The organism is Vibrio sp. OPT24 (assembly GCF_015163545.1).
GTDB lineage: Bacteria > Pseudomonadota > Gammaproteobacteria > Enterobacterales > Vibrionaceae > Vibrio > Vibrio cyclitrophicus.
This window is the reverse complement of sequence record NZ_JADDYI010000002.1, coordinates 25,443-51,601: the sequence shown is the minus strand read 5'-3', so window position 1 is coordinate 51,601 and position 26,159 is coordinate 25,443. Positions and strand designations below refer to the sequence as shown.

Genomic DNA, 26,159 nt, shown 5'->3' with positions numbered 1-26,159 from the left:
GATCTTGATGCAAAATCGCTATCAGGTACTTATCTGTTTCAACGAGTTAACTGGTGCGTTTTTGATGGCGCTCTCTGTTCTCTAGCTTTTTGTCATTGCTCTTTCTGAGCATTACGTACACTGCGCCAGTACCACCATGAAATTGCTGAGCAGAATGAACACATTGAACATCGTTAATTTGCATGAGCCAATTCGCCACGTAGCTTTTCATCATAGCTGGTGGATTTGAGCGCTCACCTTTACCGTGAACAATGATGACGGTGCGAACATCCATTCTTAAACACTGGCGTAAAAATGAGAGCACTTCGTTACGAGCGTCTTTCAGTGTTTTTCTATGAAGGTCGAGTTTGGCTTGAATAGGATATTTTCCTAAGCGCAGCTTTTTGTATACGCCTTCTTGTACGCCATCTTTCTTATAAGCAATGACGTCGTCTGGTTTGACCATTGGAGAATAGTCGAGTGAAAGGTAATCTTTTTCATCCTCAGACAGCCACATCGCGGCTTCACGCTTGGCAAGGTGAGATTCGGTAACTCTATGTACCTTTTGATGTTCAGCGGTGTCATGGTCGATACGCTTAACATCGCCCATCATTTGTTGGAATAACTCTAAGTCGTCATCATGAGACATAGTGTTCATCTCAAGTTGGAGAAGGATAGGGTAAGTATACCTAAGTTGAGACAGGGTTTGAAAATGAAAAAACCGGAGCAGGCAAGAGATATCTACTCCGGTGCAAAGCGTTTTAACATTTATTTATCAAGAAAATGATACTTAAAAGTAAATGATCCAGGCTGAGCGATTCTAGTGAGGAGATTTTTCGGTCATAACTTTGTAGATGAAGAAGCCTCCATAGAACATCATGAGACCTAGAGCCCCGAATATTACTATCATTGAAGATAGTCCCACTGCATTACCAAATAGGAGTTCTAGCCAAAAGTCCATGTGTATACCTCAAAGTTATATGACACGGCTTAGTGTATTAACTGGTGTTATCAATTTACTGATCTGGATCAATCCTGTTTCATAAGTTAAATACTTGTTGGCAACTGTGTGTTTTTCGTCACATTGGCATTGGAGTTGTACGTCTTTTGTTCGAACGATTCGATATTGTAAAAAAGAGTGAAAAAAGCTCTTGCGCATAAATTCAGAATCCGTATTATACGCTTCATCGACAGGCAAACAGCCCGTTAGATATCTCGGTGAATAGCGCAGCTTGGTAGCGCATCTGGTTTGGGACCAGAGGGTCGGGGGTTCGAATCCCTCTTCACCGACCACATTTAGAAAGCCTGCTCATTGAGCAGGCTTTCGTCGTTTCAGAGCATTGAAAATGGGGTTTGAACCTCGCTAGTTTTTTGCATCTACCTCAAATTGACACTCGGCTTGTTGGCTTTGTGATTGTTGAGTGACAATGAAACCTTTCTCTTCTAATAACTGTAAAAGGTTGCCTTCTCCGATGAGGTGTAAAGTACCAACGACGAGCAAGTAGTGTCCCTTTGAATCCAGTTTCCAATCATTAGCGAAGAGCTTGTTTGCCCAGTCGATATTTCGATCGGTTAGGAATGCTTTTTCTAGGTCATGTGGCATTTCCGACAGTTTCGCAAACTGCTCTAGTTTCGCTATATCTCCCGCTTTCCAACTCTCGATTAAGCAGTGAGTGTCGTCATCAATATGATCGAATTGTTCGAGGCTAGTCGTTAACCATTCTTTACCAGAATCTTTTTGTCCTGAAATTAGATCTATTTGAAATTGTAGAGGCTCTAAGCTGATAACAGGCACATCTTGAATCGTCGCCTTGTAAGCCAAAGTAGCATCAACACCGCCGGCCGATGCGTAGCCAAGATTCTTCAACTGTTGCATTTGTATCGATATCGCTGTCGCCCAAGGTGGGGCATTAAGTAGTTGCTGAGTTGGCATGTCTAATGACTTTGTTATGTCGACCAGCATTTGTTCTTGCTCTTCGTTTAATACATCACTCGTAGTCACTTTAGGCGTGGGATATACAACGCCCTCTGACTTTCTGACATCCGTTTCGACAATTAGCCCGTCACTCTTTTTCAACGTGTCAGTGATCTGTGTGGGAAGCGGGTACATGCTCTCGTTACCTACATGTATCGATCCTAGGATAGTGAGCGTCAAATCATCCTTTTTTGCTTGCCAATAAAGAGGTTCGGCGACCGCTTGCTTTGCGGAAAAGGCGAGAGTGAGTAACGTAAAGTACAAGAATGTGCGCAAAGAGAGCTCCTTTAGAAAGAAATAAACTCGTTAAAAAGGGTTTTGACGGAGTTTTTTAACGGTTTTTTTTGAGAACGATGTCACGTTGTTTGTACGAAAAGTATAACAACACCAACAAACTGTTAAACCTTTCTCTCTACCAACGACATGATTTTATGAAATCCTTTGAAAAGATTGTGATTTAATTCTCAGTTATTACGTCAAAATAAAAGTGACGGAAGTGTCGTTAATCGTAACTTGATGATTTTATTAAAATTAAATTTATCAATATTTTTTAGATTTGAAGCTGATCACTGAATTGGCCTGATTTAATTCACGGCAAAAAATAAGCCCATATAGTTTATCTAACTTTCGAAGCGCTCCACTTTGCTTCTGACTCAATTTTTAAATTAATGGGTGAATACGATGTTGAAGAGAAACTTACTATCTGTAGCAGTATTGGCTGGCTTGACGGGTTGTGCAGTAACGCAAGCACCTGAGCAACGGGTTGTTAATGCACTGGCTGATAACCTTGATGTGCGATATGAAATCCTAACCAATCACGGTGCGAATGAGGGTATGGCTTGTCAGGACTTAGGTGCTGAGTGGGCGTCATGTAATAAAGTGAACATGACCTTGACCAATGACGGTGAAGCGATTGATTCGAAAGATTGGACTATCTACTTCCACAGTATTCGCCTTATTTTAGATGTTGATAACGAACAGTTTAAAATCACTCGTGTAACGGGTGACCTACACAAACTAGAGCCTACAGATAAGTTCGATGGTTTTGCGGCTGGTGATGAAGTGATTCTTCCACTGACGAGTGAATACTGGCAACTGTTTGAAACCGACTTTATGCCAGGTGCATTCGTAACCGCGCCAAACGCAGAACCTAAGATGATTGCTTCATTGAATACGGAAGATGTCGCGTCATTCGTAACGGGCCTAGAGGGTAACAACCTTAAACGTACACCTGATGACAATAACGTAATGGCTACAGCGGTGACGCGTTTCGAAAAGAATGCGGATCTAGCAACGCAAGACGTATCAACAACGCTATTACCAACGCCAATGTCGGTGGAAGCGGGTGAAGGTTCAGTCAGCATTGCTGGTGGTATTGCCCTACCAAAAGACGTATTCGATGCTGATCAGTTCGCTGCAATTGAAGAACGTGCAGATGTGGTAAACGTAGATGTGAGTGGTGACCTTCCAGTAAGTGTTACCGTTGTTCCTACTCAGTTTACGGGTGATTTAGCAAAATCTGGCGCTTATGAACTAAGCATCTCGGAAGAGGGGATTGCGATTAAAGCGTTTGATAAAACAGGTGCTTTCTACGCAGTTCAGTCTATTTTTGGCCTAATAGACAGTCAGAACGCTGAATCATTACCACAACTGTCGATCAAAGATGCGCCACGTTTCGATTACCGTGGTGTGATGGTGGATGTTGCTCGAAACTTCCACTCAAAAGATGCCATCTTAGCAACGCTAGATCAAATGGCAGCATACAAGATGAACAAACTGCACCTTCACCTAACAGATGATGAAGGCTGGCGTTTAGAAATCCCAGGTTTACCAGAGCTAACGGATGTAGGGTCTAATCGTTGTTTTGATTTGGAAGAGCAAAGCTGTTTACTGCCTCAGCTAGGTTCAGGTCCAACAACAGACAACTTTGGCTCTGGTTTCTTTAGTAAAGCGGATTACGTCGAGATTTTAAGCTACGCAAAAGCGCGCAGCATCGAAGTCATTCCGGAAATTGATATGCCAGCACACGCTCGTTCTGCTGTGGTATCGATGGAAGCGCGTTACACTCGCCTAATGGCGGATGGTAAAGAAGCGGAAGCAAATGAATACCGCTTGATGGATCCACAAGATACATCGAACGTGACGACTGTTCAGTTCTACGATAAGCAAAGCTTCATTAATCCATGTATGGAATCTTCAACTCACTTTGTTGATAAAGTGATCTCTGAAGTGGCAGCAATGCACCAAGAAGCGGGCGTTCCACTAACGACTTGGCACTTCGGCGGCGATGAAGCGAAAAACATCAAGTTAGGCGCTGGCTTACAAGATATTAATGCAGAAGATAAAGTGGCTTGGAAAGGCAACATCGATTTGTCTAAGCAAGATAAGCCATTCCAACAGTCTCCACAGTGTCAGTCTTTGATCACTGATGGAACGGTAAGCGACTTCGGTCATTTGCCAAGTCACTTTGCAGAGCAGGTATCTAAGATTGTTGCTGACAAAGGCATCCCTCACTTCCAAGCATGGCAAGATGGCCTTAAATACAGCGAAGGCGAGAAAGCATTTGCAACCGAAAGTACTCGCGTAAACTTCTGGGACGTTCTTTACTGGGGCGGAACTTCATCAGTATACGACTGGTCAGCGAAAGGGTATGACGTGATTGTCTCTAACCCGGACTACGTATACATGGATATGCCATACGAAGTTGATGCTGCAGAGCGCGGTTACTACTGGGCAACGCGTGCAACAGATACACGTAAGATGTTTGGCTTCGCACCAGAAAACATGCCACAAAACGCAGAAACATCATTAGACCGTGACGGCAATGGCTTCTCTGGTAAAGGCGAAATTGAAGCGAAACCTTTCTATGGTTTGTCTGCACAGCTTTGGTCTGAAACAGTACGTACCGACGAGCAGTATGAATACATGGTATTCCCTCGCGTACTTGCAGCAGCAGAGCGCGCATGGCACCGAGCTGATTGGGAAAATGACTACAAAGTGGGCGTTGAGTACTCTCAAGAAACCAACTTAGTGAATAAGCAGGCTCTAAACAGCGACTTTAATCGCTTTGCGAATATTGTTGGTCAACGTGAACTAGCTAAGCTTGAGAAAGCAGGCATTGATTATCGACTACCAGTACCGGGCGCTCAGGTTGTGGATGGCAAGCTAGCGATGAACGTTCAATTCCCAGGCGTAGAGCTTCAGTACTCTGCTGATGGCGAAAACTGGTTAACGTACGATGAGCAACAACGTCCATCGGTTTCTGGCGAAACTTACATCCGCTCTATCTCTGAAAGTGGCGAGAAAGTAAGTCGAGTAACCTCAGTTAAATAATCGATAAGCAACATTAATAGAAGAGCTCCCTCGTTATTATCTTACTCAAGGTAAAAAGTGGGAGCTCTTTTTGTTTGTTGCGAATTAGGCTCTCATCCAAAACGGAAACATATAGAAACCGTCTTGGTTTATAACGTCAACAGTGCACATAAGATGAGGTTTATCACAAAAGTGACGCACTTCTCATTATTCTCTTCAAAAAATAAGTCCTTCATAAAAAACTCTAAATCAAATGTGATTCAACTTACTGAATCTAATTTCGCACCGTAAAATAATGTGATCCCGATCTGTACATTTTTCCATCTTGAGTTTTTTATCAATTTTTATGTTTTTAAGTAACTGATTTTAATCTGTTAAATAAGTTGTTGTTTTTTGATAGTGAGAGAGATCACTCTGCCTACTCTTTTATTTTGAAACGCAAATTAATTCGAGCAACATAGATTTCATGCCAGGGAGGCGACCAACTACTCAAGCGGTGAAGGTGAATGATGTACCGAAGATATGCCGCTGAAAAATCAAACTAAGGCAGTTTACTATGAAAAAAATTATCGCTCTAAGTGCTCTTTCTCTTGCTTTCGCTTCTAGTGCTTTTGCTGGTTCTTCTTACGTAACAGGTAACATCCAAATTCATGACGATGGCCGTATTCACGGTTCTGACATGACCTCTACGCTAGAAGCTGGTCACACGTTTGACAACTCTCTAGGCGGCTTCACGGTTTACTCTGAGTTTGATGGCATCCAACTGGGTAAACTTGAATCTGAAAATGGCGGTGCAGGTAATACTACTCCTGGCATCACTGTCGGTGGTGAGCAATCTTTCAACATTACTGACAACCTATGGGTTGCTGCTGGTTACCAACACCTATTCTCTGCGGGTGAGAGCATTCAGTTCCGTCCACTAGTTAAGATTGGTTACAACTTCGATAACGGTATCTCTATTAGTAACCGTACTCGTGCACACATTGACGATACTTCTGCTGATGCTGACACAGACTACCGCATGGATAACCGCATTGCTTACACAGTGAATGCTGACCTAGCGCTTAGCTACAACAACGTATACATGATTGATGCTGAAGCGATGGACCACGAGTTACGTGCAACATGGACTCGTCAAGGCGTTCAACCTTACTTTGAGTTCCGTAGCCAAGCTAACGGTGTAGATTTCGCAAACGGCGACTCTAAGCAGAACAACGCCTTCGTATTCGGTGCTTCTTACGGCTTCTAGCTGATTCACTTGGCTGTTTAGTCGATTAGATTATTGGCCAAGTGAGCTTCTTCGTTAATTAGCTTTTTGTTAAATAGCGTATTCGCAAACTAGCGACGAAAATACAGCGGCACTAACAGCCCGGTTAGTGCTGCGATAAGATTTGCTTTACTGTCCAAAAGCAAAGAGCCTAGCAAGTAAACCACAGTCTTGGGTTTGCTTAATGCTAGGCTCTATTTTTATAACTTCTTAAATATTGCTGTGTGTCGGTTTATTTACGCTCTAATTACCATTGTAATGACGGTATTCAAACACCTGACCTTTCTCGTTAAACGCATACACAGAATACTCGTCTTTCTTATCGTCATGCTCCATTCCCGGAGAGCCCATAGGCATACCAGGAACAGCCAAGCCAATCGCATTACGTGGTGGGTTTTCTAAAAAGGCCTTCACGTCTTCTGCTGGAATGTGCCCTTCAAATACGTAACCGTCGATCTCTGCCGTGTGGCAAGAGGAAAGCTCTGGCGTTACACCTAGCTTTTGTTTGATTGGATTCATGTCATCGTGGAGCTTCTCTGTAACATCGAACCCGGCATCTTGCATATGTTCTGTCCATTCTGTGCAGCAACCGCAGTATGGTGATTTGTGGTTTAGAACATCAGTAGCTAAAGCTTGTCCTGAAATTGCAGCGAGTGCTGTAAGAGTCATAACTTTACGAATCATGGTTGACCTCATGAATATGGTTTTTATTGATATTAGAATGAGTGGGCTTGAACAATCTCAGCCTGTTGGCATTGCTCACTACTGTAATTGACGACATCGCCATCGCTGCGCCTGCAACGACTGGGCTTAGTAGAAATCCGAAAAATGGGTAGAGCACACCGGCCGCGATAGGAATACCAAGTGAGTTATAGATGAAGGCACCAAAGAGGTTTTGCTTCATGTTTCTCACGGTCGCTTGGGACAGCTCTATCGCGTTACTGACAGATAAGGGCGACGAGTTGAGTAGCGTCATTTGAGCACTTTCAATCGCGACATCGCTGCCGCTGCCCATTGCTATACCTATATCCGCCTGAGCAAGTGCGGGCGCGTCGTTAATCCCGTCTCCGACCATGGCTACGCTCTTATACTGTTGTTGAAGCTGAACAATATGCTGAGCTTTCTGCTCTGGAAGCACCTCCGAGATAACCTCGTCGATACCGACACTTTTACCTATCGCTTGAGCAACAGAATCGTTGTCGCCTGTTAATAGCACGGTGTGAATTCCGGCGGATTTTAGTTGAGCAATGGCTTGTTTGCTATCTATTTTTAATGCGTCTGAAATGCCAAATATACCTTCCAGTTTTTGATCGATTACAACGAAGATGGGTGTCCATGCTTGTGTACGACAAAGCTCGATAAAGTCCGCGCCAATTTTAGTGTCAATGCCGAGTTGGGTGAGGTACTTTAGAGAGCCGACTTGAACGTTTTTGCCGTTAATTATTGCTTGTACGCCAAGCCCTCGTTGATTTTCGAAATCACTATGGGGTAGTGCTGAAACTTGTAAGCTCTCTGCATATTGGCAAACGGCTTTGGCTAATGGATGCTCTGACCCTACCTCTACCGAATAGGCGTACGCTAGCAGTTCTTGCTTTGATAAATCGCCATAAAAGGCTTGCTGAACGGTTGGCTTACCTTGGGTTAGGGTGCCTGTTTTATCAAACACGACAGCATCAATTTTGCTTGCAGATTGCAACACATCGGCATCTTTGATCAGAACGCCAAACTCAGCGGCTTTGCCAACGCCTACAGTAATTGAGAGCGGCGTTGCTAGGCCTAAGGCACATGGACAAGCGATGATCAGCACGGTAGTCGATACCACAAGCATGTAGCTTGCACTGGGTTGCGGGCCGACCAAAAACCAAACTAAGGCAGCAGTTGCTGCGATCGCGACCACAACAGGTACGAAAACAGCAGAAATAGAGTCAGCAAGCTTCGCAATCGCAGGCTTGCTGCTTTGTGCTTGGCGAACCATCTGAATGATTCGAGCCAACATGGTGCTTGAGCCAATCCCGGTCGCTTCAATGATCAGGCTGCCATCACCATTAATGGTGCCCGCCGAAACGCCATCATTAATCGATTTAACGTTGGGAAGCGGCTCGCCAGTCAGCATCGACTCATCGATATAAGATTCGCCAGATACCACGACACCATCGACAGGGACTTTTTCTCCCGGTTTCACTCGTACTTGCATACCGACTTGGATGACCTCTACGGCGATAGTTTGCTCTTTACCATCGACGATAACCACGGCTTTTTGAGGCTGTAAGTTTATCAGCGCCTGTAAAGACTTAGTGGTACGTGCTTTGGCTTTGGCTTCAATGTAGTGACCCAAAGAAATAAGGCCAACAATCATGGCGCTGGCTTCAAAATAGACATGACGAGAAGCTTCAGGGAACCACGATGGGATCAGAACAACCAACATTGAATAGAACCATGCTGCGCCTGTACCCAGAGCGACCAAGGTATCCATGGTCGCACGTTTATGCATCAGAGATTGCCAAGCATTGGTGAAGAAGCTGCGACCTGAGGTTGCAAGCAGTATCAAACAAACGACACCAACCAAGCCCCAAGTCAGTTGGTCGTTAAACGTGGCAATGGTCATGCTGCCACCGAACACGCCCCAAGCCATTAGCGGAGCACCGATAAGCAGCGCACTTACTGAGTTTCTAAGAAAGGCTTGTTGAGTACAAAGTTGTTGTTCTTGCTGTTTTTTTTGTTGAGTTGCCGCGTCATCAACGAACTCGGCACCATAACCTGCGTTTTTCACCGATTCTATGAGAGCGTTCTCGATGACGTTACGTTTTTTAGACGTGAAGACCAAGGCTGTCTGCTCTGCGAGGTTGATCTGAGCTTGGTCGACGAACTCATTCTTTTTCAGCGCTTTCTCTACCGAAGAAACACAACTCGCACACGTCATTCCCTCAAGAACCAGGTGATAGGTATATTGGCTAGCAGCAGGTTTATCTTGTGTCGGCTCCACTAGCGCTGTTTTTTTATCGTCTTCTGAATCTGAATTAGATAAAGGCTCATTAACTTCAGTGTAGGGAGCCGCGTGATAACCCACGCTTTCGATCAGCTCAATAAGATCGGGTTCTGAAAGCAGAGTAACCAAGGACAATTCATGTTTGCTGATTTCTAGGTCTGAGATTTGCTCGGTGTGTTCAAGTGCTTGAGTCAGCTTGCTCACGCACTTACCGCAGCTAAGACCGGATAACGAAAGGTGTAGTTTATTGCCCATGCTATAACCAAGCGTCGCTAACTTTTCGTTGAGTTGAACGTAACTAAAAGGAGTCGAAATATCGATGTATGTCGGCGATATATCATTGATCGTCGTATTGTCGACTTCGCCAAACAGTGTGCGAACTTTCTTCGCACAACCCATGCAATTTAGGCCGTTGAGCGCAGTTGTGTAATGGTTCATATCGATACTCCAATTCTCATCTACGCCTAACATAAACCTTCCCGTAAGGGTAAGGTCAAACATAAATTCAAGAATTTGATATTAGTGGCATATTAATGGGTGGGGTACGCTGGTGAAATAAGCGGGAGTTAAAGAAAAGCGTGGCTATAATTTATTGGCTCAGACTATAGATTTGCTACATCGAAGCTGAATTTGGCCTTTCTACAGTGGCTTTCGCACAAGATCCGCGCATTAATCATTCACTACTGATTGTAGATTTAAGCGGTGGTGATAAAATAGCGCCCAAAATTTAGTGATATTTGGCTATTACAGACTTTGTATTAGACCCCACTAAAAGAATCACCTACATAATCAAGGTATTTAAATGACGGTTAAAACTCGTTTTGCTCCTAGCCCAACTGGCTATCTTCACGTTGGTGGTGCACGTACTGCACTTTACTCTTGGCTATTCGCTAAGAACCAAGGTGGTGAATTCGTTCTACGTATCGAAGACACGGACCTTGAGCGTAACTCTCAAGAAGCGGTTGATGCAATTCTAGAAGGCATGCAATGGATGGGTATGGAATGGGATGAAGGTCCTTACTACCAATCTAAGCGTTTTGACCGTTACAACGAAATGGTTGATAAGCTACTTGCTGAAGACAAAGCATTCAAATGTTACGCGTCTAAAGAGCTGCTTGACGAAATTCGTACAGAGCAAGAAGAAAACAAGGAAATGGCTCGTTACGATGCGAACCACCCTAAAATTGTTGCAGCAAACAAAGCAGCAAAAGAAGGTGATGCGTGCGTTATCCGTTTCCGTAACCCTAAAGAAGGCAGCGTAGTATTTGATGACCAAATTCGTGGTCGCATTGAAATTTCTAACAGCCAACTTGATGACCTAATCATTCGTCGTACAGACGGCGCTCCAACTTACAACTTCGTAGTTGTAGTGGATGACTGGGATATGGGTATTACACACGTTGTTCGTGGTGAAGATCACATCAACAACACACCTCGTCAAATCAACATCTACGAAGCACTAGGCGCGCCAGTTCCAACTTTCGCTCACTGTGCAATGATTCTTGGTGATGACGGTGCGAAACTTTCTAAGCGTCACGGTGCTGTTTCTGTAATGCAATACCGCGATGAAGGTTACCTACCAAATGCACTGAACAACTACCTAGTTCGTTTAGGTTGGTCTCACGGTGACCAAGAGATCTTCTCTCAAGAAGAGATGATTGAGTTCTTCAGCCTTAAAGCAATCAGCAAGTCTGCATCTGCATTCAACACTGAAAAGCTACTTTGGTTGAACAACCACTACATCAAGACTTCTGAGCCTGAGTACGTTGCAAAATACCTGCAATGGCACCTAGACGCACAGAAGATCGATACAACAAACGGCCCAGCGATCACTGAAGTGATCAAGCTAGTTGGCGAGCGTTGTAACACGCTTATCGAACTTGCTGAGCAGTCTCGTTACTTCTACGAAGATTTCTCTGAGTTTGAAGCTGGCGCAGCTAAGAAGCACCTACGTGGTGTTGCTAAAGGCCCACTAGAACTTGCTCTTGCTAAGGTTGAAGCACTTGAAGATTTCACTACTGTAAACATCAAAGATGGTGTAATTGCAGCGGTATGTGAAGAGCTAGAGATCGGCATGGGTAAAATCGGTATGCCACTTCGTGTAGCAGTAACAGGCGGTGGCCAGTCTCCTTCTGTTGATGCTGTGATGGAGCTTGTTGGTAAAGAGCGCGTAATCGCTCGTATCAAGATGGCTCTTGAGTTCATCGCTGAGCGTGAAGCTAACGCTTAATTGAGCGATTGCTAGATTTAAAAAAGGGTCAGTAACTTGGTTACTGACCCTTTTTATTTGTCTTGAGCTTCGTCGCTTAGAGCTTTGTCGATTAGAACAGTGTCGATTAGAGTTGAATCGTTATAGCTTGTCGTCAGTAATCAGTTGGGTCGCTTGAGCCGCTGTTTTTTTATCGAACAAGATATCCATCATCGCTTTGATGCGTTCGATATCGTCGCCAAACTTTGATAAATTGCCGCTATTGGGCGCCTTAAATTCTACGTTGCCTACGCGCTGTTGATCTTGATAAGCTGAGATCTTGGCGTCTGCCACAAAGGTTCTGAAATCCCAACTCCAGCGAGATACGTAATCAAGCGTAATATCCTCTGGGTTATGTTCTGAACCGTCTGCAACGACTTTACATTTCACCTGATTGTTCAGGCACCAGTCGAGCATGGAATCGAGGAAAATGCTGCGTGTTTTTACATCTTCTACGATAGTGATATTTTCGACGTTATTTGCTTCAGGAAGTGCATTTCCTGAATACTTCGGGGCACTACAACCTGCGAGCAAAACGACAACAGCAACAACTAACCAGTTTTTCATTATCTATCCTAGATTTTTTTGAAGATGATTGAAGTGTTGATACCGCCAAAGGCAAAGTTATTGCTCATTAGGTATTCAACATTTAATTCACGGCCAGATCCTGTGATGTAATCAAGCTTGCCGCAGCGTTCGTCGATGTTCTCAAGGTTCAATGTTGGGCTGAACCAACCTGAATGCATCATTTCGAGGCTTAACCAAGCTTCAATCGCACCACATGCACCAAGTGTATGACCAAAGTAGCTTTTCAATGAACTGATTGGCACTTCGCCAAAAATGTTCGCCGTAGCATTACTTTCTGCAATATCGCCTTTTTCAGTGGCGGTACCGTGCGCAGAAACATAACCAATTTTTTCTGCCGGAAGTTGCGCATCTTTCAGAGCTTTTTCCATACAGATTTGCATGGTTTCCATCTGAGGTTGGGTCACATGAGCAGCATCGCAGTTGCTGGCAAAGCCGATGATCTCCGCGTAGATCTTTGCACCACGAGCCACGGCATGTTCATACTCTTCAAGAACAAGCGTGCCGGCACCTTCACCAATAACTAAGCCATCGCGCTCGCTGTCGTAAGGACTAGGGGACTTTTCTGGCGTGTCGTTTTTTAAACTGGTAGCAAAAAGGGTATCGAAAACAGCAGACTCAGTTGGGCATAGCTCTTCACCACCACCGGCAACCATTACGGTTTGGTAGCCGTGTTTGATCGCTTCATAGGCGTAACCAATCGCTTGGCTTCCTGAAGTACAGGCACTGCTGGTGGGAATCACGCGGCCGCGCAGGCCAAAGAACAATCCTACGTTGACCGCTGCGGTGTGTGGCATCATTTGCACGTAAGTTGTTGCGGTGATCGCTCGTGTCGACTTCTCGTTGAGCATTACGCCAAACGCGCCTACAGCATCAGTACTGCCGGTTGAAGAGCCGTAAGCAATGCCTGTTTCGCCATTGGTCAAAATGTCGTGGCCAATCAGCCCTGCTTGCTCTAGTGCATTTTCTGTCGCAACGGTGGCTAGACGCGATACACGGCCCATGCCACGTACTTGCTTACGTTTATAGTGTTTAGGCAGTTGGAAGTCATCAATGGGCGCAGCTAGCTTAGTGTTGAGGCCATCATACTGCTCAAAGCTTGGCATATACTGAGTGGCATTTTCACAGGCTTTTAGTTTTGGTTCGATGTGCTGCCAATCATTACCAAACGCGGTAACACCAGACATGCCAGTTACAACAACGCGGCGGGTCATACTAAGCCTCCATTGACTGAAATCACTTGGCGAGTGACGTAGCCTGCAATATCAGACATTAGGTAGCTGACTAGGCCTGCCACTTCTTCCGGCTCACCCATTCGGCGCAGTGGTACTTGAGGAAGCGCATGATCTTTCACATGCTCATCCACCATACCTGTATCGATCAAACCCGGAGCGACACAGTTTACTGTGATTTTACGTTTCGCTAGCTCTAAAGCCAGAGACTTAGTTGCGCCAATCACGCCCGCTTTTGCTGCTGCATAGTTGGTTTGACCGCGGTTACCCATGATGCCGGATACAGAAGCCAGAGTAACAATTCTACCGCCTTTGCGTTTTTGAACCATAGGCATCACGCACGGGTGAAGAACGTTGTAGAAGCTGTCGAGGTTGGTATGGATAACGCCGTCCCACTCTTCTTCCGTCATGGCTGGAAATGCGGTGTCACGAGTAATACCGGCATTATTCACAACACCATAGTAAGCGCCATGCTCGGCAATATCTGACTCAAGTGTTTCGCGACATTCGCTGCGATTACTGATATCAAATTGGATTAGACGTCCAGCACCACCGAGCTCAGTGATCGACTTTAATGTGTCTTCGGCACCCTGTTTGTCACCCATGTAATGAACGGCGATTTCAAATCCGTCTTTTGCGAGTTGAATAGCGATCGCTTTACCAATGCCTTTGCTGGCACCAGTGACTAAAACCTGACGGGTCATGATGGGCTCCTAGTTTTCATTTCTTGTAATTTTTGTTCAGTTGGCACATAGACATTAAGTTGGCATTGAGCCACCAATTCGCCTTGGTCTTCAACTCGGGCGGTAAACACAGCCATGCCACTGTCTTCCATCAGTTGCTCGGCGTAGATATCAAGGGTCTGACCTTGAGTGAACTCATCACACAGTGACTTGTAACGGCGAGAACCCAGCAAGAAGCCGATCGGGGGAGTAGTGCTGTTTTTTAATGCGTGGTATCCAGACCACGCGGCAACCGACTGCGCCATAAACTCGATACCAACATAAGCGGGTACGGTTTGAGTGTCTGCGTTAAAGAACAGGTTATGTGCTCCAATATCCACTTGGCAGTGAATCGATAACGCCTCTACGCTGATGGCACGATCGATTAATATCATCGGGTCATCATGTGGGAGAAGTTGGTCTACAGAGGGGATATCAGTCATTTACTACACCAAAAATCAGGCTAATGTTGTTGCCACCAAAAGCAAATGAGTTACTTAAGATGTTCTTTACTTTAAGTTTCTGGGCACAGTTTACCAAATCAATCTCAATATCCTCAGCTTTATCCTGACATTTTTGTAAGGGAAGCGGTAAGTCATATTTTAAAATATGCCATGCTATTGCAGCCTCTATCGCACTTGCAGCGCCAAGAGTATGCCCGGTGAGCGGCTTGGTTGAGCTAACGGGAACCTTGTTTGCAAAAATACGATGAATGGCTTTGCTTTCCATCGAGTCATTGAGCGGTGTTGCGGTGCCATGAGCATTGATGTAACCAATGTCATCCGCTTGTAACTGTGCAGAATATAAAGCTTTTCTCATAGCTTGTTCTGCGCCATTTCCTTCAGGGTGGGGCGCTGAAATGTGGTGTGCATCAGAGCTATCACCACAGCCTAATAAAGCAATGCTAGGTATATTCTGGTTTGTATCAGCGACATTCACTTTTGTTTTACTGAGCAACATAAATGCCGCTGCTTCACCGATGTTGATGCCATTTCGAGAGGCACTAAATGGCTGACAATGTGTGGTCGAAAGTGCTTCCAGACCATGAAAGCCATTGAGCGTCAGCTTACACAAGGTGTCTACACCTCCAACCAACACAGCATCAGCCATGCCTGAATCCAACAAGCGTTGAGCGGCCAGAAATACACGGCCACTGGACGAGCAAGCGGTCGAGATTGCGTAGCTTGGCCCTGTTAATGAGCAATATTGACTAACAAACTCAGAGGTATTCCCTAGCTCTTGTTTTGAGTAGTGATAGTGCTCAGGAAACTCACCGTTTACCAATTTATGTTTGAAAGCGGCTTCACCATCAGAAATCCCCGAGGTGCTTGTGCCGATAATCACAGCAATTCTATCTGCGTCAAATTGTGACTTTGCTTGCTCGATAGAATCTTTGATTTGCTCAAGAGCCGATAAAGCTAACTGATTGTTGCGAGTAGCGTATTCGGCAAGGTGCTGAGGGATTTCAGGCAGTTCACCAGTCACCTTACCGATGACAGTCGACTTGCCATCATTCAGCATATCACTGACTTCAACCATATTGGATTTACGTATGTCTTTGAGGCAGCCGTGAATGTCAGCAACGCTCGAGCCTAGCGCCGAGTGGAAACCACAATCTTGGATGTAAATAGGCATAGTGTTCAGCTCTTACTTGGGTTATCAGTAATCGTTGAGTTCAACGTTTGTATGGTGATGGTGTAGCCTTGGACCAAATGCTTGAAAACAATGTTTCCAGAGAGCTTCGGTTCATTAGTTTTTGCTTGATACTCGATACGAATAATGGCTCGTTGGCTGCTATCAAACACGGTTCTTGTACTGTTAGAATCTACTATGTGCCAACCTATATTTTGCATAGGCTGAGTCCACGCTTCAACTGGCCATAGAGTCAGCATTAAATTGAATAGCACCTGCTCCGGTTGTGGCAAAGTTGCACCAAGCCCAGACAAAATTTGCGTATCAATCACTTGGTCTTGGTACTGCAGTGACAAAATTCGAGTGCCCCAAGATGAAAAACCAGCTAGCACCACTTTATCTGGTGTCACTTCAACTTGGACAGGAAGTTGTTGAGTTTCGTCTTGCCAGGTTGCGCTAATCAACTGACTTGCCGTAAATGAAAATTCAAGCTCAGAAGGCAAGGGTAAGGTTAATTCGGTATCATTGTCGACAGACACACTTGCGCCAGCCGGCTGCTGAGAAACCATTGAACAGGCAGTGAGTAGAATACCCACTAGTGTGGCGAAGGTTATCTTATATATCTTGCTCATCGAAAAGCCTCTCGAGAGGTTGGTCGTTCTACGTTTTTACTACTGTTGATCGCGAGCGGCGAAAGTAGCCACGCGACAAAGATCCCTGTCAGAACAGTAACACCGAAGCTATGAATGGCATGAGTCTGACTTAGCGACAATAAGCCAAATGAAAGCAACGTTGTGAGACCCGATAGGGTAATCGCTAATAAGGTGCTTAGTGATTTTTTCTGCTCAGCAAAGAACAGGGTATAGTCGATACCAATCCCTAAAATTAGAATGAGTCCAAGCAGGTTAAACAGATTCAGTGTCGAGCCTAAAATGCCCGTGACCGCTAGCCCTGCGACTCCGGCAATCAATGAAGGCAACAGCATTAATAGGCTTTGCTTCACACCGTAGCGCCAACCTAAAACCATTCCAATTGCTACCAATGCTATCAATAGTAGTTCGGTGATCTTGACTCTATATTCAGCAAAAAGCGACGAGATTTCATCGGCTTTATTAAGGTATTTAACACCTTGTTGCTGAGCAAAGCTTGAATCGAGCCATTGAGAGAACAGTGCTGAGTTTGTAACGTCTTTGATCAAAATGACTGACGCCGCTTGTCCATCGATAGGTTTTAACCAAAGTGGTCGAACAGGTTCTGACACCGGTGATTCTAAAAATCCAGATACTGTGATTGCTTCGAACTTAGGTAATTCTGGAAAGCTAGGCCAACCAAGCGTGTTCTGTAAGATATGGCTTTGCTGGCGATAGAGTTGTTCAACCAATTGATAGTTATCATGCTGGTCTTGTTTACTTAACAACTGCTGATTGATGCTGCGATATCCTGAGATACCTTGGCTATCGATTAAAGAGTCTAAGCTCGCGGTGATTTCCGACAGTTTTTTGAGTAGCTTTTGGTCGCTCTTGGCAGTCACCAAAAGCATACTTTGACCACTGCCTAATCCTGATATCTCAGTAATGGCTTGTTCTTGCTGTTTGAGTTGATTAGGCATCGCTTGAAGTTGACGAATATCGTCGTCGTAGCGAATTTGGCTGAGTGACATCAAGCTAACGACAGTCACTATTAATGGTAAGCCAATTCTAAATTTTTGGTTGCTCCACAGGCTTAACCAAGTATGCCAAAGCTTCGACAAGGGAAGAGGGCGTTCTTGGCTTGGTTTTGCCGCTAAAACCGGATACCAACACACCACACTGGCGTAAGCGGCGAACAGTCCAATCGACGAAAAAAGAGCAAGTTGCTGTAAACCCGGGAAAGGTGCCACCAACAGACCTAGGTAACCAATCAAGCTGGTGATCAGACCCAAGGTGATCGCAACAATAATATGTTTCAAGCCTTTGTCGCTTTGCCACTTGCTTCCTGCTGCCAAGCGATCAGTCAGGTAGTGAAAGGAGTAGTCGATGGATACGCCAATCAAGCTGGCACCGAACACCAAACTAAACAGGTGAACCTTGCCGAAGATAGCGACGGTACTTGCCAGCGCGACCAATAAGCCGCTACTGATTGAAAGTAAGGATAAGGCAAGTGGGAGGGCGCTACGAAATGTTAGCCACACCAATAAAATTACACCTACCAATGAGCCCAAACCAATGGTGCTGATTTCTGATTTCGCACTTTCGGTACCGTAATTGGCGTAGAACACCACACCGGTATGCTGCACTTTGACACCAAACTGCTTTTCGATCTGGCGCTCAATTGAATCAAGATCTGGAAGCTGCTCTTGAATCGCTAAACTATAAGGCGAACCTGCCAGAGTCGCAGTCACCAAAATATGAGTTTGCTCATTAGACTGGACTGTGAGGTAGCCTTCTTTCAGAACAAAGTTGCTTGATTGAACGCCAACTGCACTGATGTAGTCGCGAAATAGCAGAAATGGGTCGAGAGATAGCTCTGCTGCAGTGACGCCTGAGAACGGATTGTACAGAGATTGAATGACATATTGAGCTCGCGAATCCGGCGAGTAGGTCAGCGTCTCTTTTTGTTGTTGGGTTAGAAGTTGAGCTCGGTGACGAAAATAGAAATCGCTCCACTGGCTTTGAGTGCTGGCGTTGATTTTGCCTTGAACTTGCTTAAACAGAGTTGGCTGATTTGAGAAAGCTCTTTGGTTAAGTTTTTTTTCAAAAGCGTCAGTCGCTGTCATAGCCTGTTCGACGTCGGAGGCACTTATGATAAACACCACTTGCTCACTCATCGAGCTAGATATTTGCTGAAAGGCTTGCTCTACCATGGGGTCTTGCTGGTTTTCTGGCAGCAATTTCATGATGTTGCTTTCAATGGGTACTGACGAAGAAAAAGCGAATTGTTTGATCAACAATCCGCTAAATAGCATTACGACAACAAGCCAAGCAAGGGCTAGGCTAGAATTGGAATTGTTGCGCTTCAGCATCTGATAATACTTCCGGTAGATGGCTTAACTGGCTAAATTCGATCACTGTGCTATCTCCACGAATTTCCTTTAGCTCAATGCGCTCAATATCATTGTGTCCTTGCAGCGTGATGGCTTCAAACACCGCATTCATTGGAGAACTTTTTGGTATTAGAGTGAGTGTCCATGACGCACTCTCTGTGCTTTTATTTGCACTTTCATCTGAGCTTGGCTCGTTCGCTGGTTCAAATGACAGAGAGAATTGTTCTTGAAGTTTTTGCGTATCGCCGTGGAATACTGACAAGAAGATATGGCTGAAATAAAATGCCATTGGGTTTTCTTTGTCAGTAATTATCTTAGCAGGTTGATCAGCAAACCTTTGACTCAGTTTGTTATCTGTGAGCACTAGGCTCACAGGAAACGGGGTTGCTTGCGTCCAAAGTAAACCACTCGACTTATCTAATAAAAACGTTCCTTGTGACGTCAGAGGTTGGGCAAACATTTCCATATTGCGTGTTTGAGTAAACTCGCCACGGACAATACTATTTGCGCTCAACACCGTTTTCAGTTCTGAAATAGAAGTTACGCTAGTTGTGTTCTCATTAGCGGTAGTAAGGCCACTTACCATCACAGAAGCAAGCCCTAGCAGCGCGATGCTAATGTGTTTGCGACTGCGTTTAAACAGACTCATGTTTCACCTGTTGGTTGTTAGAGGCTTGAGATTTATGTTCAGCAGCTAGAGGTAAGCAACCGAATTGGTGCCAATGCTTAACTTTATCGGTAAATATTTTCGGCGAAGCAAAACACATCTCTTGCTCTTCAATGGTTACCGCAACTTGCATGGTATGAGCGCGTGTCATACGAGCACCTGTGTTGGCATCGTGAATTTCGTAGTCAACACGCAAGCGGTTTTCCCATTCAGTTAACTTAGCGGATACCTTGATCTGATGATTAAACGGTATCGCTTTGATGTACTTTACACGCGTGTCGATGATCGGCCACATGTAGCCTGAATCCTTCATCTCATGATAGTTGTACTCAATCTTATCCATCATGATGCGCCTTACTTCTTCAAAAAATCGGAAGTAATTACCGTGATAGATCACGCCCATTGGATCGGCATCTTGGAATGAGGTTACTAAAGTAACCTCAGATTGTAATGGATGAAGGATTTCAGACATAAATCGCTCTCAACAATATTGCGTAAAGGGGTAGCTACTTTATGAAGTTAACCACTCTATGAGTAAAGTGACCAATACTGACTTTGAATACGAGAAATAAAGTGGCGTAGATCGCCTTCAAGCGGACGATCCTCGACAATAAACTCAAACTCTTTGAGTACTTCGTCGCGAATGTGCTTCAGATTTTCACTCATGTGGTGCTCATCAAGCTCATTGTGGCGCTTACGAAGTTCAAGCGCTTGTGTACCCGCGAGAAGTGATGCTGCCGCTACTTGTTCAGTCAGTTCTAGAACACGTAGGCAATCACGAGCCGCTATGGTGCCCATGCTGACTTTGTCTTGGTTATGGCACTCGGTTGAACGAGAGAACACGCTTGCTGGCATGGTGTGTTTCAATGCCTCTGCTGTCCAAGCTGAAACGCCAATCTGTACTGCTTTGAAGCCGTGGTTAATCGGCTTACGTTCGCCTTCTGCACCGGTTAGGTTAAATGGTAAGCCGTTGTTGAACTTGTAATCCATCAACTGCGCCATTTGGCGATCAAGTAGGTCAGCAAGGTTGGCTACTGCTGTTTTTAGCGTATCCATTGCCATTGCGATATGACCACCGTAAAAGTGTCCACCATGCAGTACGCGCTCATTATCACCATCGATAATTGGGTTGTCGTTGGCGCTGTTTAGCTCGTTCTCGATCATTTGGCGAAGCCAAGGTAGGGAGTCTTGAACGACACCGATAACGTGTGGAGCACAACGCAATGAGTAACGATCTTGCAGACGGTCACTGTTGCGAGGTGGGCGTTCTGCTTGAAGGTCGTCGCGTAACCACGCTGCAATTTGTTGTTGACCAGGGTGAGGTTTCACTGCGAACAAGGCTTCATCGAAGTGGAAGTCATTTCCTTGCATACCCACAGATACCATCGCCGTTATCTTAGTCGATAGTTGTGCTAGGTATTCCGCGCGTTTGTAGGCGATACAAGCCAAAGCTGTCATTACTGACGTGCCATTCATCAAAGCTAAGCCTTCTTTTGGCTTAAGCTTGATAGGGTTAATGCCTAATTCTTTGTAGACGTCACTGGTCGGGCGAACTTCGCCTTTATAGATAACATCGCGCTCACCAATCAGTGCTGCCGCTAAGTAAGACAACGGCGTTAAATCACCACTGGCCCCAACCGATCCTTCTTGAGGAATACGTGGTGAGATATCTTGGTTAATCAGAGTAACGATCTGGTTGAGTAGATCGTGAGTCACACCAGATACACCTTGTGACAATGAACACAGGCGCGTTGCTAATACTGCACGAGATTGTTCGTGAGACAATATTTCGCCTAAACCACAGCCATGAAAGCGCGTTAGATGCAGTGGGAGTTCGTCGACTAGGTTTGGCGGAATCGCAACGGTACATGAATCTCCGTAACCGGTTGTCACGCCATAAATCACGCCTTCTTCTTTCAACAGACGTTCTAAGAAAGCGACACCACGGTCGATCTTAGATGTGAAGGCTTCACTTGAGTTCATCGAAGCTTTTGCGCCTTGTGAGATAGCTACAACATCCTCAATTGTGAGGCGTTCGGCACCAAAGGTGATGCTATTTGGATTCTTTTTCGTCATGGTGCTTGCTCAATGTCCAAAAATTAAAAAAGTTATACCACTGAAGCGGTGCTTTCAGTGTGTAGTGCTGAAGTCGATCTGCGTATTTTTGCACGACTTGCTGTAAAGATTGTTCGCGTGTCTTTCTTGGCAGCTCGATCTTGTCGCTGAAATGCTCGAAATAAACATTAAAGTGCGGCTTAGGTTGTGAGTCGTCACGCAGCCCAAATAATAAAAATACCGGCGCTTTGAGAACAGAGGCTAACATAAATGGTCCTTGAGGGAAGGGAGCTTCCTTACCCAAGAACTCCGCCCATACTGAACGGCTCTCTTTGCTGGTGGAGGTTCTATCGCCAACAATCACAATCCATTCGCCTTGTTCTAGTTTCTGCTGCAACAAGATAGCGGTATCTGGCCCCATTGAGGTCACTTGGATTAGGTTTAAATCAGACTGCGGATTGACTGCTTTCATTACCGAATTAAAACGCTCAGCGTGTTCGGTGAAAACCAGCGCATTGATTTTGATGTTCGAGTGTCTGCGACCCAAAGCTCGGCACAGTTCGATATTACCAAGGTGAGAACCCAGAATCACGACACCTTGTTGGTTGGCTACCATGCTCTCGAATTGCTCTTGACCATGTATGGTGAGGTTATCTACCGAGAAATCGCCTTTCCATGCCGCTAACTTGTCTAGCATCGTATGACCAAAAGAAAGCAGATGGTTATAGCTGGTTAATTCAGTGGGTAACTCAATATTCTGTTGTTCAGCGTAGGTTTTCAGTTGAAATAGATACTGTTCTGAGGCGTTTCGTGCACGTTTTCCCGTTAGATGGTAGTAACCCATCACACCGCGTAAAATCAGATTGAATACGCCTCTGCCTAACAAGGTATAAACGGCCAATAACAGTTTGATTCCCAGCACAGTGCCGCGCTCTTGAGTTCGCGACCAATGGGGTTGTTCTGAACCCATTTGTTCGGAATTTACCTGTCTTGAATCTGCCGAGGAACCTTGGCTATTTTCAGCCGATAAATTGTTCGCTGAGTCCGACTTGAAATGACGAGTAATCAGTTTTGGCGCTCTTGGCAGCATGCCGAAGAACAGTCTTGTGTGCATCCAGCTGATTTTTACGTTATCCCACAGAGCGTCGAAATGAGAAACACCATTTTCAGGATAAATAACTCGTGTCTCAATAAAGTCGATGTCGCAACCTTCCCAGTAAAGGCGAACCAGAATCTCAATATCGAAGTCCATTCGAGACCCAACATCGTATTTGCTGAGCACTGCCCGTGTTTGGTTGATAGGGTACGCTCGAAAGCCGCACATGCTGTCTTTAATTGATAACGAAAGGGTTTCTATCCATACCCAGATATGTGTCGCGTAGCGTCCGTATAGCCTTGCCTTAGGAACGCTCTCGTCATAAACAGGCTGACCTGATATCAAGCGCTGAGGTTTGTCTTGCGAAGCCTGGATTAATGCGGGTAGCGCTTCAAGGTCGTGTTGCCCATCAGCATCAATTTGAATAGCGTGGCTAAAACCGAGATCTTGCGCTCGCTTGATACCCGCTTTTACTGCGCCACCTTTGCCTTGGTTCTGCTCAAGTGTCACCAGAGTTACGTTTGGATTATCAGCAAGGGGAGTCAAAAACTGTTTGGTCGCGAGTTCACTGCCATCATCAACAATAATGATCGGAAGTTTGAAATTAAGAAGTGATGAGACCACCGAGGGCATGGTTGCGCCGTGGTTAAAGCACGGAATTAGGAAGCAAGCCTTGTAGTTGCTTTCTTCAAGTGCGTGTTGAGAAACAGCCTCAGCGCTATTCACTTTTCTCTCCCAGCTTCATTTTGCCTGAAGAGTGAATCTGTTCGCCGTTGTTTGAGGTGTAACTAAAGCTCAGTTTGTCTTTGTCAGCGTCCCACTTTAATGACAACTGAATAGTCGAGTCTGGCAGGATCGGTTCTTGGAATTTGATGACTTCCATGCCTTTAAAGAAACTAGGGACACTCAGTTCTTGGACTGCGTAGTGAAGTGCCCAATCAATCTGTGTAACACCAGGAAGAATAGGAAAGCTCTTGAAGTGCCCCTTAAAATCGGTGATGTCACCAGCAATATGGAGTGTCAGGGTCGATTCTTTCTCTGCAGTGTCAACAGCAATGACGTTTGGTTTTCTCTTATCCATAGCGTGTGCTTAGAATCCTTGGGCTGAAAATGGGTGTTCTGACCAAAATATAAAAAGATAATCTCAGTGTAAAATACGAACAGCGGTTTCTATGATTTTATTAGCTGTTCGATATGAGAGGTTAGTCGCTTACCTTGGCTGTTGAGGGGAATTTCATCAACAATGCGATATTTTCTTGGGATAGCGATCGGTTCTAACCATTTTCTAAGTTCTGAACGCAGCATCAACCAGAACTTACCTTTACTCATGGTGGTGAGAGTCGCTTGGCCATCCTCTGATAATACCAAAACCGACGCCAAGATTAAGCGTTCAGGTTCTTCGAATGGAATGACGACACATTCGCTTATCCAAGGCAGCTGCTCTAGTCGCTTTTCGACTTCAACCAGTGATACTCGTTTTTCTTCTATCTTGATCACTCGGTCGGTTCGGCCTTTCAATATAAATTGATTCTCCGAGACCATTTCGCACTCATCGGCGGTTTGATACCAGTTATTGTTATCGATGTACGGCGACAATAACTTAATGCAATTCTCACTGTTGAGACTTGCCTCAATACAGTCAAAAAGTTGCCAAGGCGTTTGAGCGCTCTCTTGCTGGCGAAATGCGATGCCACCAGTTTCTGTGCTGCCAAAAACCTCGATAGGTAAATGACCAAGCAGATTCCGAGATTGGTGAGCCGATTCGGTGGGCAAAGGTCCACCTGAAGAGAACACACCAGCAAGCTGCGCGGTATTGATTTCGTTCTTTAATCGTTTGAGTAGAGCAGGGCTGCTGATCAGCACACAGTTTTTATTGGCGTGAGACAGAATCTGCTCAGGGTACTCAAGGTTGCTTCGAGCAAATGGAACACCAGAGCATAGTGGCCATAAGATTCTAAACAGCAAACCATAGATATGCTGGTGCGAGACCGTACTGTGGACTCGGTTTCCCTTAAGTAAGTCGCCCCAGTTTTTATCTAGCTGAGCCGTTTCAATATCTAGGTGTTCTAATGTTTTATTGATTGCCTTGGGTGTACCGCTTGAACCTGAAGTAAACAGGGTCAAATGGATTTCTGCCAAATCAACGGGCGGAAGATTATCGGTTCGAGGCTCGCGTGTTTCGGTGTCTAATAAGGTTTGGATATTGCGAACGTCACTCACCTCAACTTCGCCAATCGAGTCATCAACTAGCAGGCAATCAAACTGTTCGCTTAACTCAGCAAGTGCACAAGGTTGGTAGTTACCCGGTAAGATGATGTGTTTGTTAGCTGCTGCACACGCCAAAAATGCTATCGAAAATAGGTAGCTGTCTTGGGTACAAATCGCGACTCGTTGAAAAGGGGATGAAGATAAAAGGTGTACGAGTCGAGATAAGTCGTCGTTAAATGTTTGCCACGTAATCTCGCTCTTGTCGTCAAAGCAGACAATAGAATCAGGCGATCTGTTCTGACTGAGAAGTTCAGACAAGGAAGTGTAAGAGACGGTTTGGGTCATAACAATTTAACTCTGACGAATGCGCTGTCTTACTACCCACTCTCCTGCAAAAAGTAACCCGGCGAATACATAGCTGAGTAAGCCATTGTATAGGGTCCATATTTCAAGCGGTTGGAAGCAAGTGTAAAGTGCGATTGAGCCATTAATAACGAAGAACAGACACCAAACTTTGGTGACTTTTCGTGTGTAATCAACGCCACTTTGCGGAAGTTCAGGCTCTTGGATGCGAGCAAGGCGTTCGATAATTGTTTGAGGTTGCCATAGGCTTGTAGCAAATACAGCCAACATACAAACGTTAACGATAACGGGATAGTAGGTTAACCAACCATGTTGCTTGAACGTTAACCCTAATACCAACAGAACAATTCCGGCACTTCCACTGATCCAAGCTAAGTGTTTTAGCTCTTTGATTTTAGCCTGACCACCAGTGAAAATGCGTACAGTAAAGATAACGGCCAGAACAATGCCAACGGTTTGTAGACCAAACTTGTTGAGCCCAAAGTAAACCGCTATTGGATAAGTGAAAAGTATGATTGCCGACAATAAAGTCAGCAGAGGACGCATTATGCGTCCTTCAATAGTTCAACCACAGACTCTACAACGTCATTAACGGTGCGTACTGCTTTGAACTCTTCAGGTTTGATCTTTTTACCCGTTACGTTTTGTAGATGTACGACTAGATCAACGGCATCAATGCTGTCTAGGTCAAGATCGAGATAAAGGTGAGCTTCAGGAGTGATATCTTCAGCATCAAGCTCAAACAGCTCAATCAGCGCATCTTTAACCTGGTTGTATACTTCTTGTTGGTTAGCTTGTGTCATAAAGATC

Annotated in this window: 23 protein-coding genes and 1 tRNA gene; 4 read left to right on the top strand and 20 right to left on the bottom strand. The window is 45.0% G+C overall.

Annotation, left to right across the window (positions count from 1 at the left end; all coding sequences use genetic code 11):
- Positions 1-46: 46 nt before the first annotated feature.
- Positions 47-628 (bottom strand): DNA endonuclease SmrA, encoded by a 582-nt coding sequence (smrA, locus tag IQO02_RS00545; protein WP_010439191.1) that lies wholly within the window; start codon positions 626-628, stop codon positions 47-49.
- 171 nt (positions 629-799) lie between these two features.
- Positions 800-940 (bottom strand): DUF3149 domain-containing protein, encoded by a 141-nt coding sequence (locus IQO02_RS00540; RefSeq protein WP_004736246.1) that lies wholly within the window; start codon positions 938-940, stop codon positions 800-802.
- Between the two features lie 255 nt (positions 941-1,195).
- Between IQO02_RS00540 and IQO02_RS00535 the strand changes: the two genes are divergently transcribed.
- Positions 1,196-1,272, top strand: a tRNA-Pro gene (locus IQO02_RS00535).
- A gap of 70 nt (positions 1,273-1,342) precedes the next feature.
- Here the strand turns inward: IQO02_RS00535 and IQO02_RS00530 are convergent.
- Positions 1,343-2,230, bottom strand: a complete 888-nt coding sequence (locus IQO02_RS00530) for a TraB/GumN family protein (RefSeq protein ID WP_010439194.1) — start codon at positions 2,228-2,230, stop codon at positions 1,343-1,345.
- Between the two features lie 405 nt (positions 2,231-2,635).
- Here IQO02_RS00530 and IQO02_RS00525 point away from each other — a divergent pair, with 405 nt between their 5' ends.
- Positions 2,636-5,287 (top strand): beta-N-acetylhexosaminidase, encoded by a 2,652-nt coding sequence (locus IQO02_RS00525; RefSeq protein ID WP_016796017.1) that lies wholly within the window; start codon positions 2,636-2,638, stop codon positions 5,285-5,287.
- A 535-nt stretch (positions 5,288-5,822) separates the two neighbouring features.
- Positions 5,823-6,515 carry an oligogalacturonate-specific porin KdgM family protein gene (locus tag IQO02_RS00520; RefSeq protein ID WP_010439198.1) on the top strand — a complete coding sequence of 231 codons (693 nt, stop codon included), beginning with the start codon at positions 5,823-5,825 and terminating at the stop codon, positions 6,513-6,515.
- A 261-nt stretch (positions 6,516-6,776) separates the two neighbouring features.
- Here IQO02_RS00520 and IQO02_RS00515 read toward each other — a convergent pair whose 3' ends face one another.
- Together IQO02_RS00515 and IQO02_RS00510 are read right to left on the bottom strand one after the other, a co-directional pair.
- Positions 6,777-7,217 (bottom strand): DUF411 domain-containing protein, encoded by a 441-nt coding sequence (locus IQO02_RS00515; protein WP_102282693.1) that lies wholly within the window; start codon positions 7,215-7,217, stop codon positions 6,777-6,779.
- On the bottom strand, positions 7,207-9,990 hold the full coding sequence (locus tag IQO02_RS00510; RefSeq protein WP_102282694.1) for a heavy metal translocating P-type ATPase: 2,784 nt from the start codon (positions 9,988-9,990) through the stop codon (positions 7,207-7,209). Before IQO02_RS00510 ends, IQO02_RS00515 begins: the two co-directional genes overlap by 11 nt.
- A gap of 331 nt (positions 9,991-10,321) precedes the next feature.
- On the opposite strand from IQO02_RS00510, the gene gltX reads away from it, so the two are divergent.
- On the top strand, positions 10,322-11,749 hold the full coding sequence (gene gltX, locus IQO02_RS00505) for a glutamate--tRNA ligase (RefSeq protein ID WP_016767036.1): 1,428 nt from the start codon (positions 10,322-10,324) through the stop codon (positions 11,747-11,749).
- Between the two features lie 120 nt (positions 11,750-11,869).
- Here gltX and IQO02_RS00500 read toward each other — a convergent pair whose 3' ends face one another.
- The 15 genes from IQO02_RS00500 to IQO02_RS00430 form a co-directional block, all read right to left on the bottom strand.
- Positions 11,870-12,334 carry an Sbal_3080 family lipoprotein gene (locus IQO02_RS00500; protein ID WP_010439209.1) on the bottom strand — a complete coding sequence of 155 codons (465 nt, stop codon included), beginning with the start codon at positions 12,332-12,334 and terminating at the stop codon, positions 11,870-11,872.
- 8 nt (positions 12,335-12,342) lie between these two features.
- Entirely contained in the window at positions 12,343-13,566 is a 1,224-nt protein-coding gene (locus IQO02_RS00495; RefSeq protein ID WP_010439211.1) for a beta-ketoacyl-ACP synthase, read from the bottom strand.
- On the bottom strand, positions 13,563-14,288 hold the full coding sequence (locus IQO02_RS00490) for a 3-ketoacyl-ACP reductase FabG2 (protein WP_016767037.1): 726 nt from the start codon (positions 14,286-14,288) through the stop codon (positions 13,563-13,565). Before IQO02_RS00490 ends, IQO02_RS00495 begins: the two co-directional genes overlap by 4 nt.
- Positions 14,285-14,749, bottom strand: coding sequence for a hotdog family protein (locus IQO02_RS00485; protein WP_010439216.1), 465 nt, complete (start codon positions 14,747-14,749; stop codon positions 14,285-14,287). Before IQO02_RS00485 ends, IQO02_RS00490 begins: the two co-directional genes overlap by 4 nt.
- On the bottom strand, positions 14,742-15,941 hold the full coding sequence (locus IQO02_RS00480; RefSeq protein WP_010439219.1) for a beta-ketoacyl-[acyl-carrier-protein] synthase family protein: 1,200 nt from the start codon (positions 15,939-15,941) through the stop codon (positions 14,742-14,744). The genes IQO02_RS00485 and IQO02_RS00480 overlap by 8 nt, the downstream gene beginning before the upstream one ends.
- Before the next feature lie 5 nt (positions 15,942-15,946).
- Entirely contained in the window at positions 15,947-16,570 is a 624-nt protein-coding gene (locus IQO02_RS00475) for a DUF3261 domain-containing protein (protein WP_010439222.1), read from the bottom strand.
- Positions 16,567-18,939, bottom strand: a complete 2,373-nt coding sequence (locus tag IQO02_RS00470) for an MMPL family transporter (RefSeq protein WP_102270628.1) — start codon at positions 18,937-18,939, stop codon at positions 16,567-16,569. Before IQO02_RS00470 ends, IQO02_RS00475 begins: the two co-directional genes overlap by 4 nt.
- Positions 18,911-19,609, bottom strand: coding sequence for a LolA family protein (locus IQO02_RS00465; RefSeq protein ID WP_010439226.1), 699 nt, complete (start codon positions 19,607-19,609; stop codon positions 18,911-18,913). Before IQO02_RS00465 ends, IQO02_RS00470 begins: the two co-directional genes overlap by 29 nt.
- The gene (locus tag IQO02_RS00460) at positions 19,596-20,099 is read right to left on the bottom strand and encodes an acyl-CoA thioesterase (protein ID WP_010439228.1); all 504 of its coding nucleotides are present in this window, start codon (positions 20,097-20,099) and stop codon (positions 19,596-19,598) included. Before IQO02_RS00460 ends, IQO02_RS00465 begins: the two co-directional genes overlap by 14 nt.
- 56 nt (positions 20,100-20,155) lie before the next feature.
- Positions 20,156-21,703: an HAL/PAL/TAL family ammonia-lyase gene (locus tag IQO02_RS00455; protein ID WP_016767041.1), complete on the bottom strand. Its 1,548-nt coding sequence runs from the start codon at positions 21,701-21,703 to the stop codon at positions 20,156-20,158.
- Positions 21,681-23,504, bottom strand: coding sequence for a glycosyltransferase family 2 protein (locus tag IQO02_RS00450; protein WP_065612672.1), 1,824 nt, complete (start codon positions 23,502-23,504; stop codon positions 21,681-21,683). Before IQO02_RS00450 ends, IQO02_RS00455 begins: the two co-directional genes overlap by 23 nt.
- Complete coding sequence (locus IQO02_RS00445) at positions 23,497-23,859, bottom strand: 3-hydroxyacyl-ACP dehydratase (RefSeq protein WP_102282695.1); 363 nt, start codon at positions 23,857-23,859, stop codon at positions 23,497-23,499. The genes IQO02_RS00450 and IQO02_RS00445 overlap by 8 nt, the downstream gene beginning before the upstream one ends.
- Before the next feature lie 89 nt (positions 23,860-23,948).
- Positions 23,949-25,331 carry an AMP-binding protein gene (locus IQO02_RS00440; protein ID WP_016767043.1) on the bottom strand — a complete coding sequence of 461 codons (1,383 nt, stop codon included), beginning with the start codon at positions 25,329-25,331 and terminating at the stop codon, positions 23,949-23,951.
- Positions 25,332-25,337: 6 nt separating this feature from the next.
- Positions 25,338-25,895: a septation protein IspZ gene (locus IQO02_RS00435; RefSeq protein WP_016767044.1), complete on the bottom strand. Its 558-nt coding sequence runs from the start codon at positions 25,893-25,895 to the stop codon at positions 25,338-25,340.
- Positions 25,895-26,152 (bottom strand): acyl carrier protein, encoded by a 258-nt coding sequence (locus tag IQO02_RS00430; RefSeq protein WP_004739745.1) that lies wholly within the window; start codon positions 26,150-26,152, stop codon positions 25,895-25,897. The genes IQO02_RS00435 and IQO02_RS00430 overlap by 1 nt, the downstream gene beginning before the upstream one ends.
- Between the last annotated feature and the right edge of the window lie 7 nt (positions 26,153-26,159).

Coding starts and splice junctions, on each gene's coding strand:
- IQO02_RS00465 (WP_010439226.1), bottom strand. CDS start 19,609: ATGAGTCTGTTTAAACGCAGTCGCAAACACATTAGCATCGCGCTGCTA.
- IQO02_RS00480 (WP_010439219.1), bottom strand. CDS start 15,941: ATGCCTATTTACATCCAAGATTGTGGTTTCCACTCGGCGCTAGGCTCG.
- smrA (WP_010439191.1), bottom strand. CDS start 628: ATGTCTCATGATGACGACTTAGAGTTATTCCAACAAATGATGGGCGAT.
- IQO02_RS00445 (WP_102282695.1), bottom strand. CDS start 23,859: ATGGATAAGAGAAAACCAAACGTCATTGCTGTTGACACTGCAGAGAAA.
- IQO02_RS00525 (WP_016796017.1), top strand. CDS start 2,636: ATGTTGAAGAGAAACTTACTATCTGTAGCAGTATTGGCTGGCTTGACG.
- IQO02_RS00455 (WP_016767041.1), bottom strand. CDS start 21,703: ATGACGAAAAAGAATCCAAATAGCATCACCTTTGGTGCCGAACGCCTC.
- IQO02_RS00485 (WP_010439216.1), bottom strand. CDS start 14,749: ATGACTGATATCCCCTCTGTAGACCAACTTCTCCCACATGATGACCCG.
- IQO02_RS00435 (WP_016767044.1), bottom strand. CDS start 25,895: ATGCGTCCTCTGCTGACTTTATTGTCGGCAATCATACTTTTCACTTAT.
- IQO02_RS00510 (WP_102282694.1), bottom strand. CDS start 9,990: ATGTTAGGCGTAGATGAGAATTGGAGTATCGATATGAACCATTACACA.
- IQO02_RS00520 (WP_010439198.1), top strand. CDS start 5,823: ATGAAAAAAATTATCGCTCTAAGTGCTCTTTCTCTTGCTTTCGCTTCT.
- IQO02_RS00515 (WP_102282693.1), bottom strand. CDS start 7,217: ATGATTCGTAAAGTTATGACTCTTACAGCACTCGCTGCAATTTCAGGA.
- IQO02_RS00475 (WP_010439222.1), bottom strand. CDS start 16,570: ATGAGCAAGATATATAAGATAACCTTCGCCACACTAGTGGGTATTCTA.
- IQO02_RS00540 (WP_004736246.1), bottom strand. CDS start 940: ATGGACTTTTGGCTAGAACTCCTATTTGGTAATGCAGTGGGACTATCT.
- gltX (WP_016767036.1), top strand. CDS start 10,322: ATGACGGTTAAAACTCGTTTTGCTCCTAGCCCAACTGGCTATCTTCAC.
- IQO02_RS00495 (WP_010439211.1), bottom strand. CDS start 13,566: ATGACCCGCCGCGTTGTTGTAACTGGCATGTCTGGTGTTACCGCGTTT.
- IQO02_RS00500 (WP_010439209.1), bottom strand. CDS start 12,334: ATGAAAAACTGGTTAGTTGTTGCTGTTGTCGTTTTGCTCGCAGGTTGT.
- IQO02_RS00440 (WP_016767043.1), bottom strand. CDS start 25,331: ATGACCCAAACCGTCTCTTACACTTCCTTGTCTGAACTTCTCAGTCAG.
- IQO02_RS00460 (WP_010439228.1), bottom strand. CDS start 20,099: ATGTCTGAAATCCTTCATCCATTACAATCTGAGGTTACTTTAGTAACC.
- IQO02_RS00470 (WP_102270628.1), bottom strand. CDS start 18,939: ATGCTGAAGCGCAACAATTCCAATTCTAGCCTAGCCCTTGCTTGGCTT.
- IQO02_RS00430 (WP_004739745.1), bottom strand. CDS start 26,152: ATGACACAAGCTAACCAACAAGAAGTATACAACCAGGTTAAAGATGCG.
- IQO02_RS00490 (WP_016767037.1), bottom strand. CDS start 14,288: ATGACCCGTCAGGTTTTAGTCACTGGTGCCAGCAAAGGCATTGGTAAA.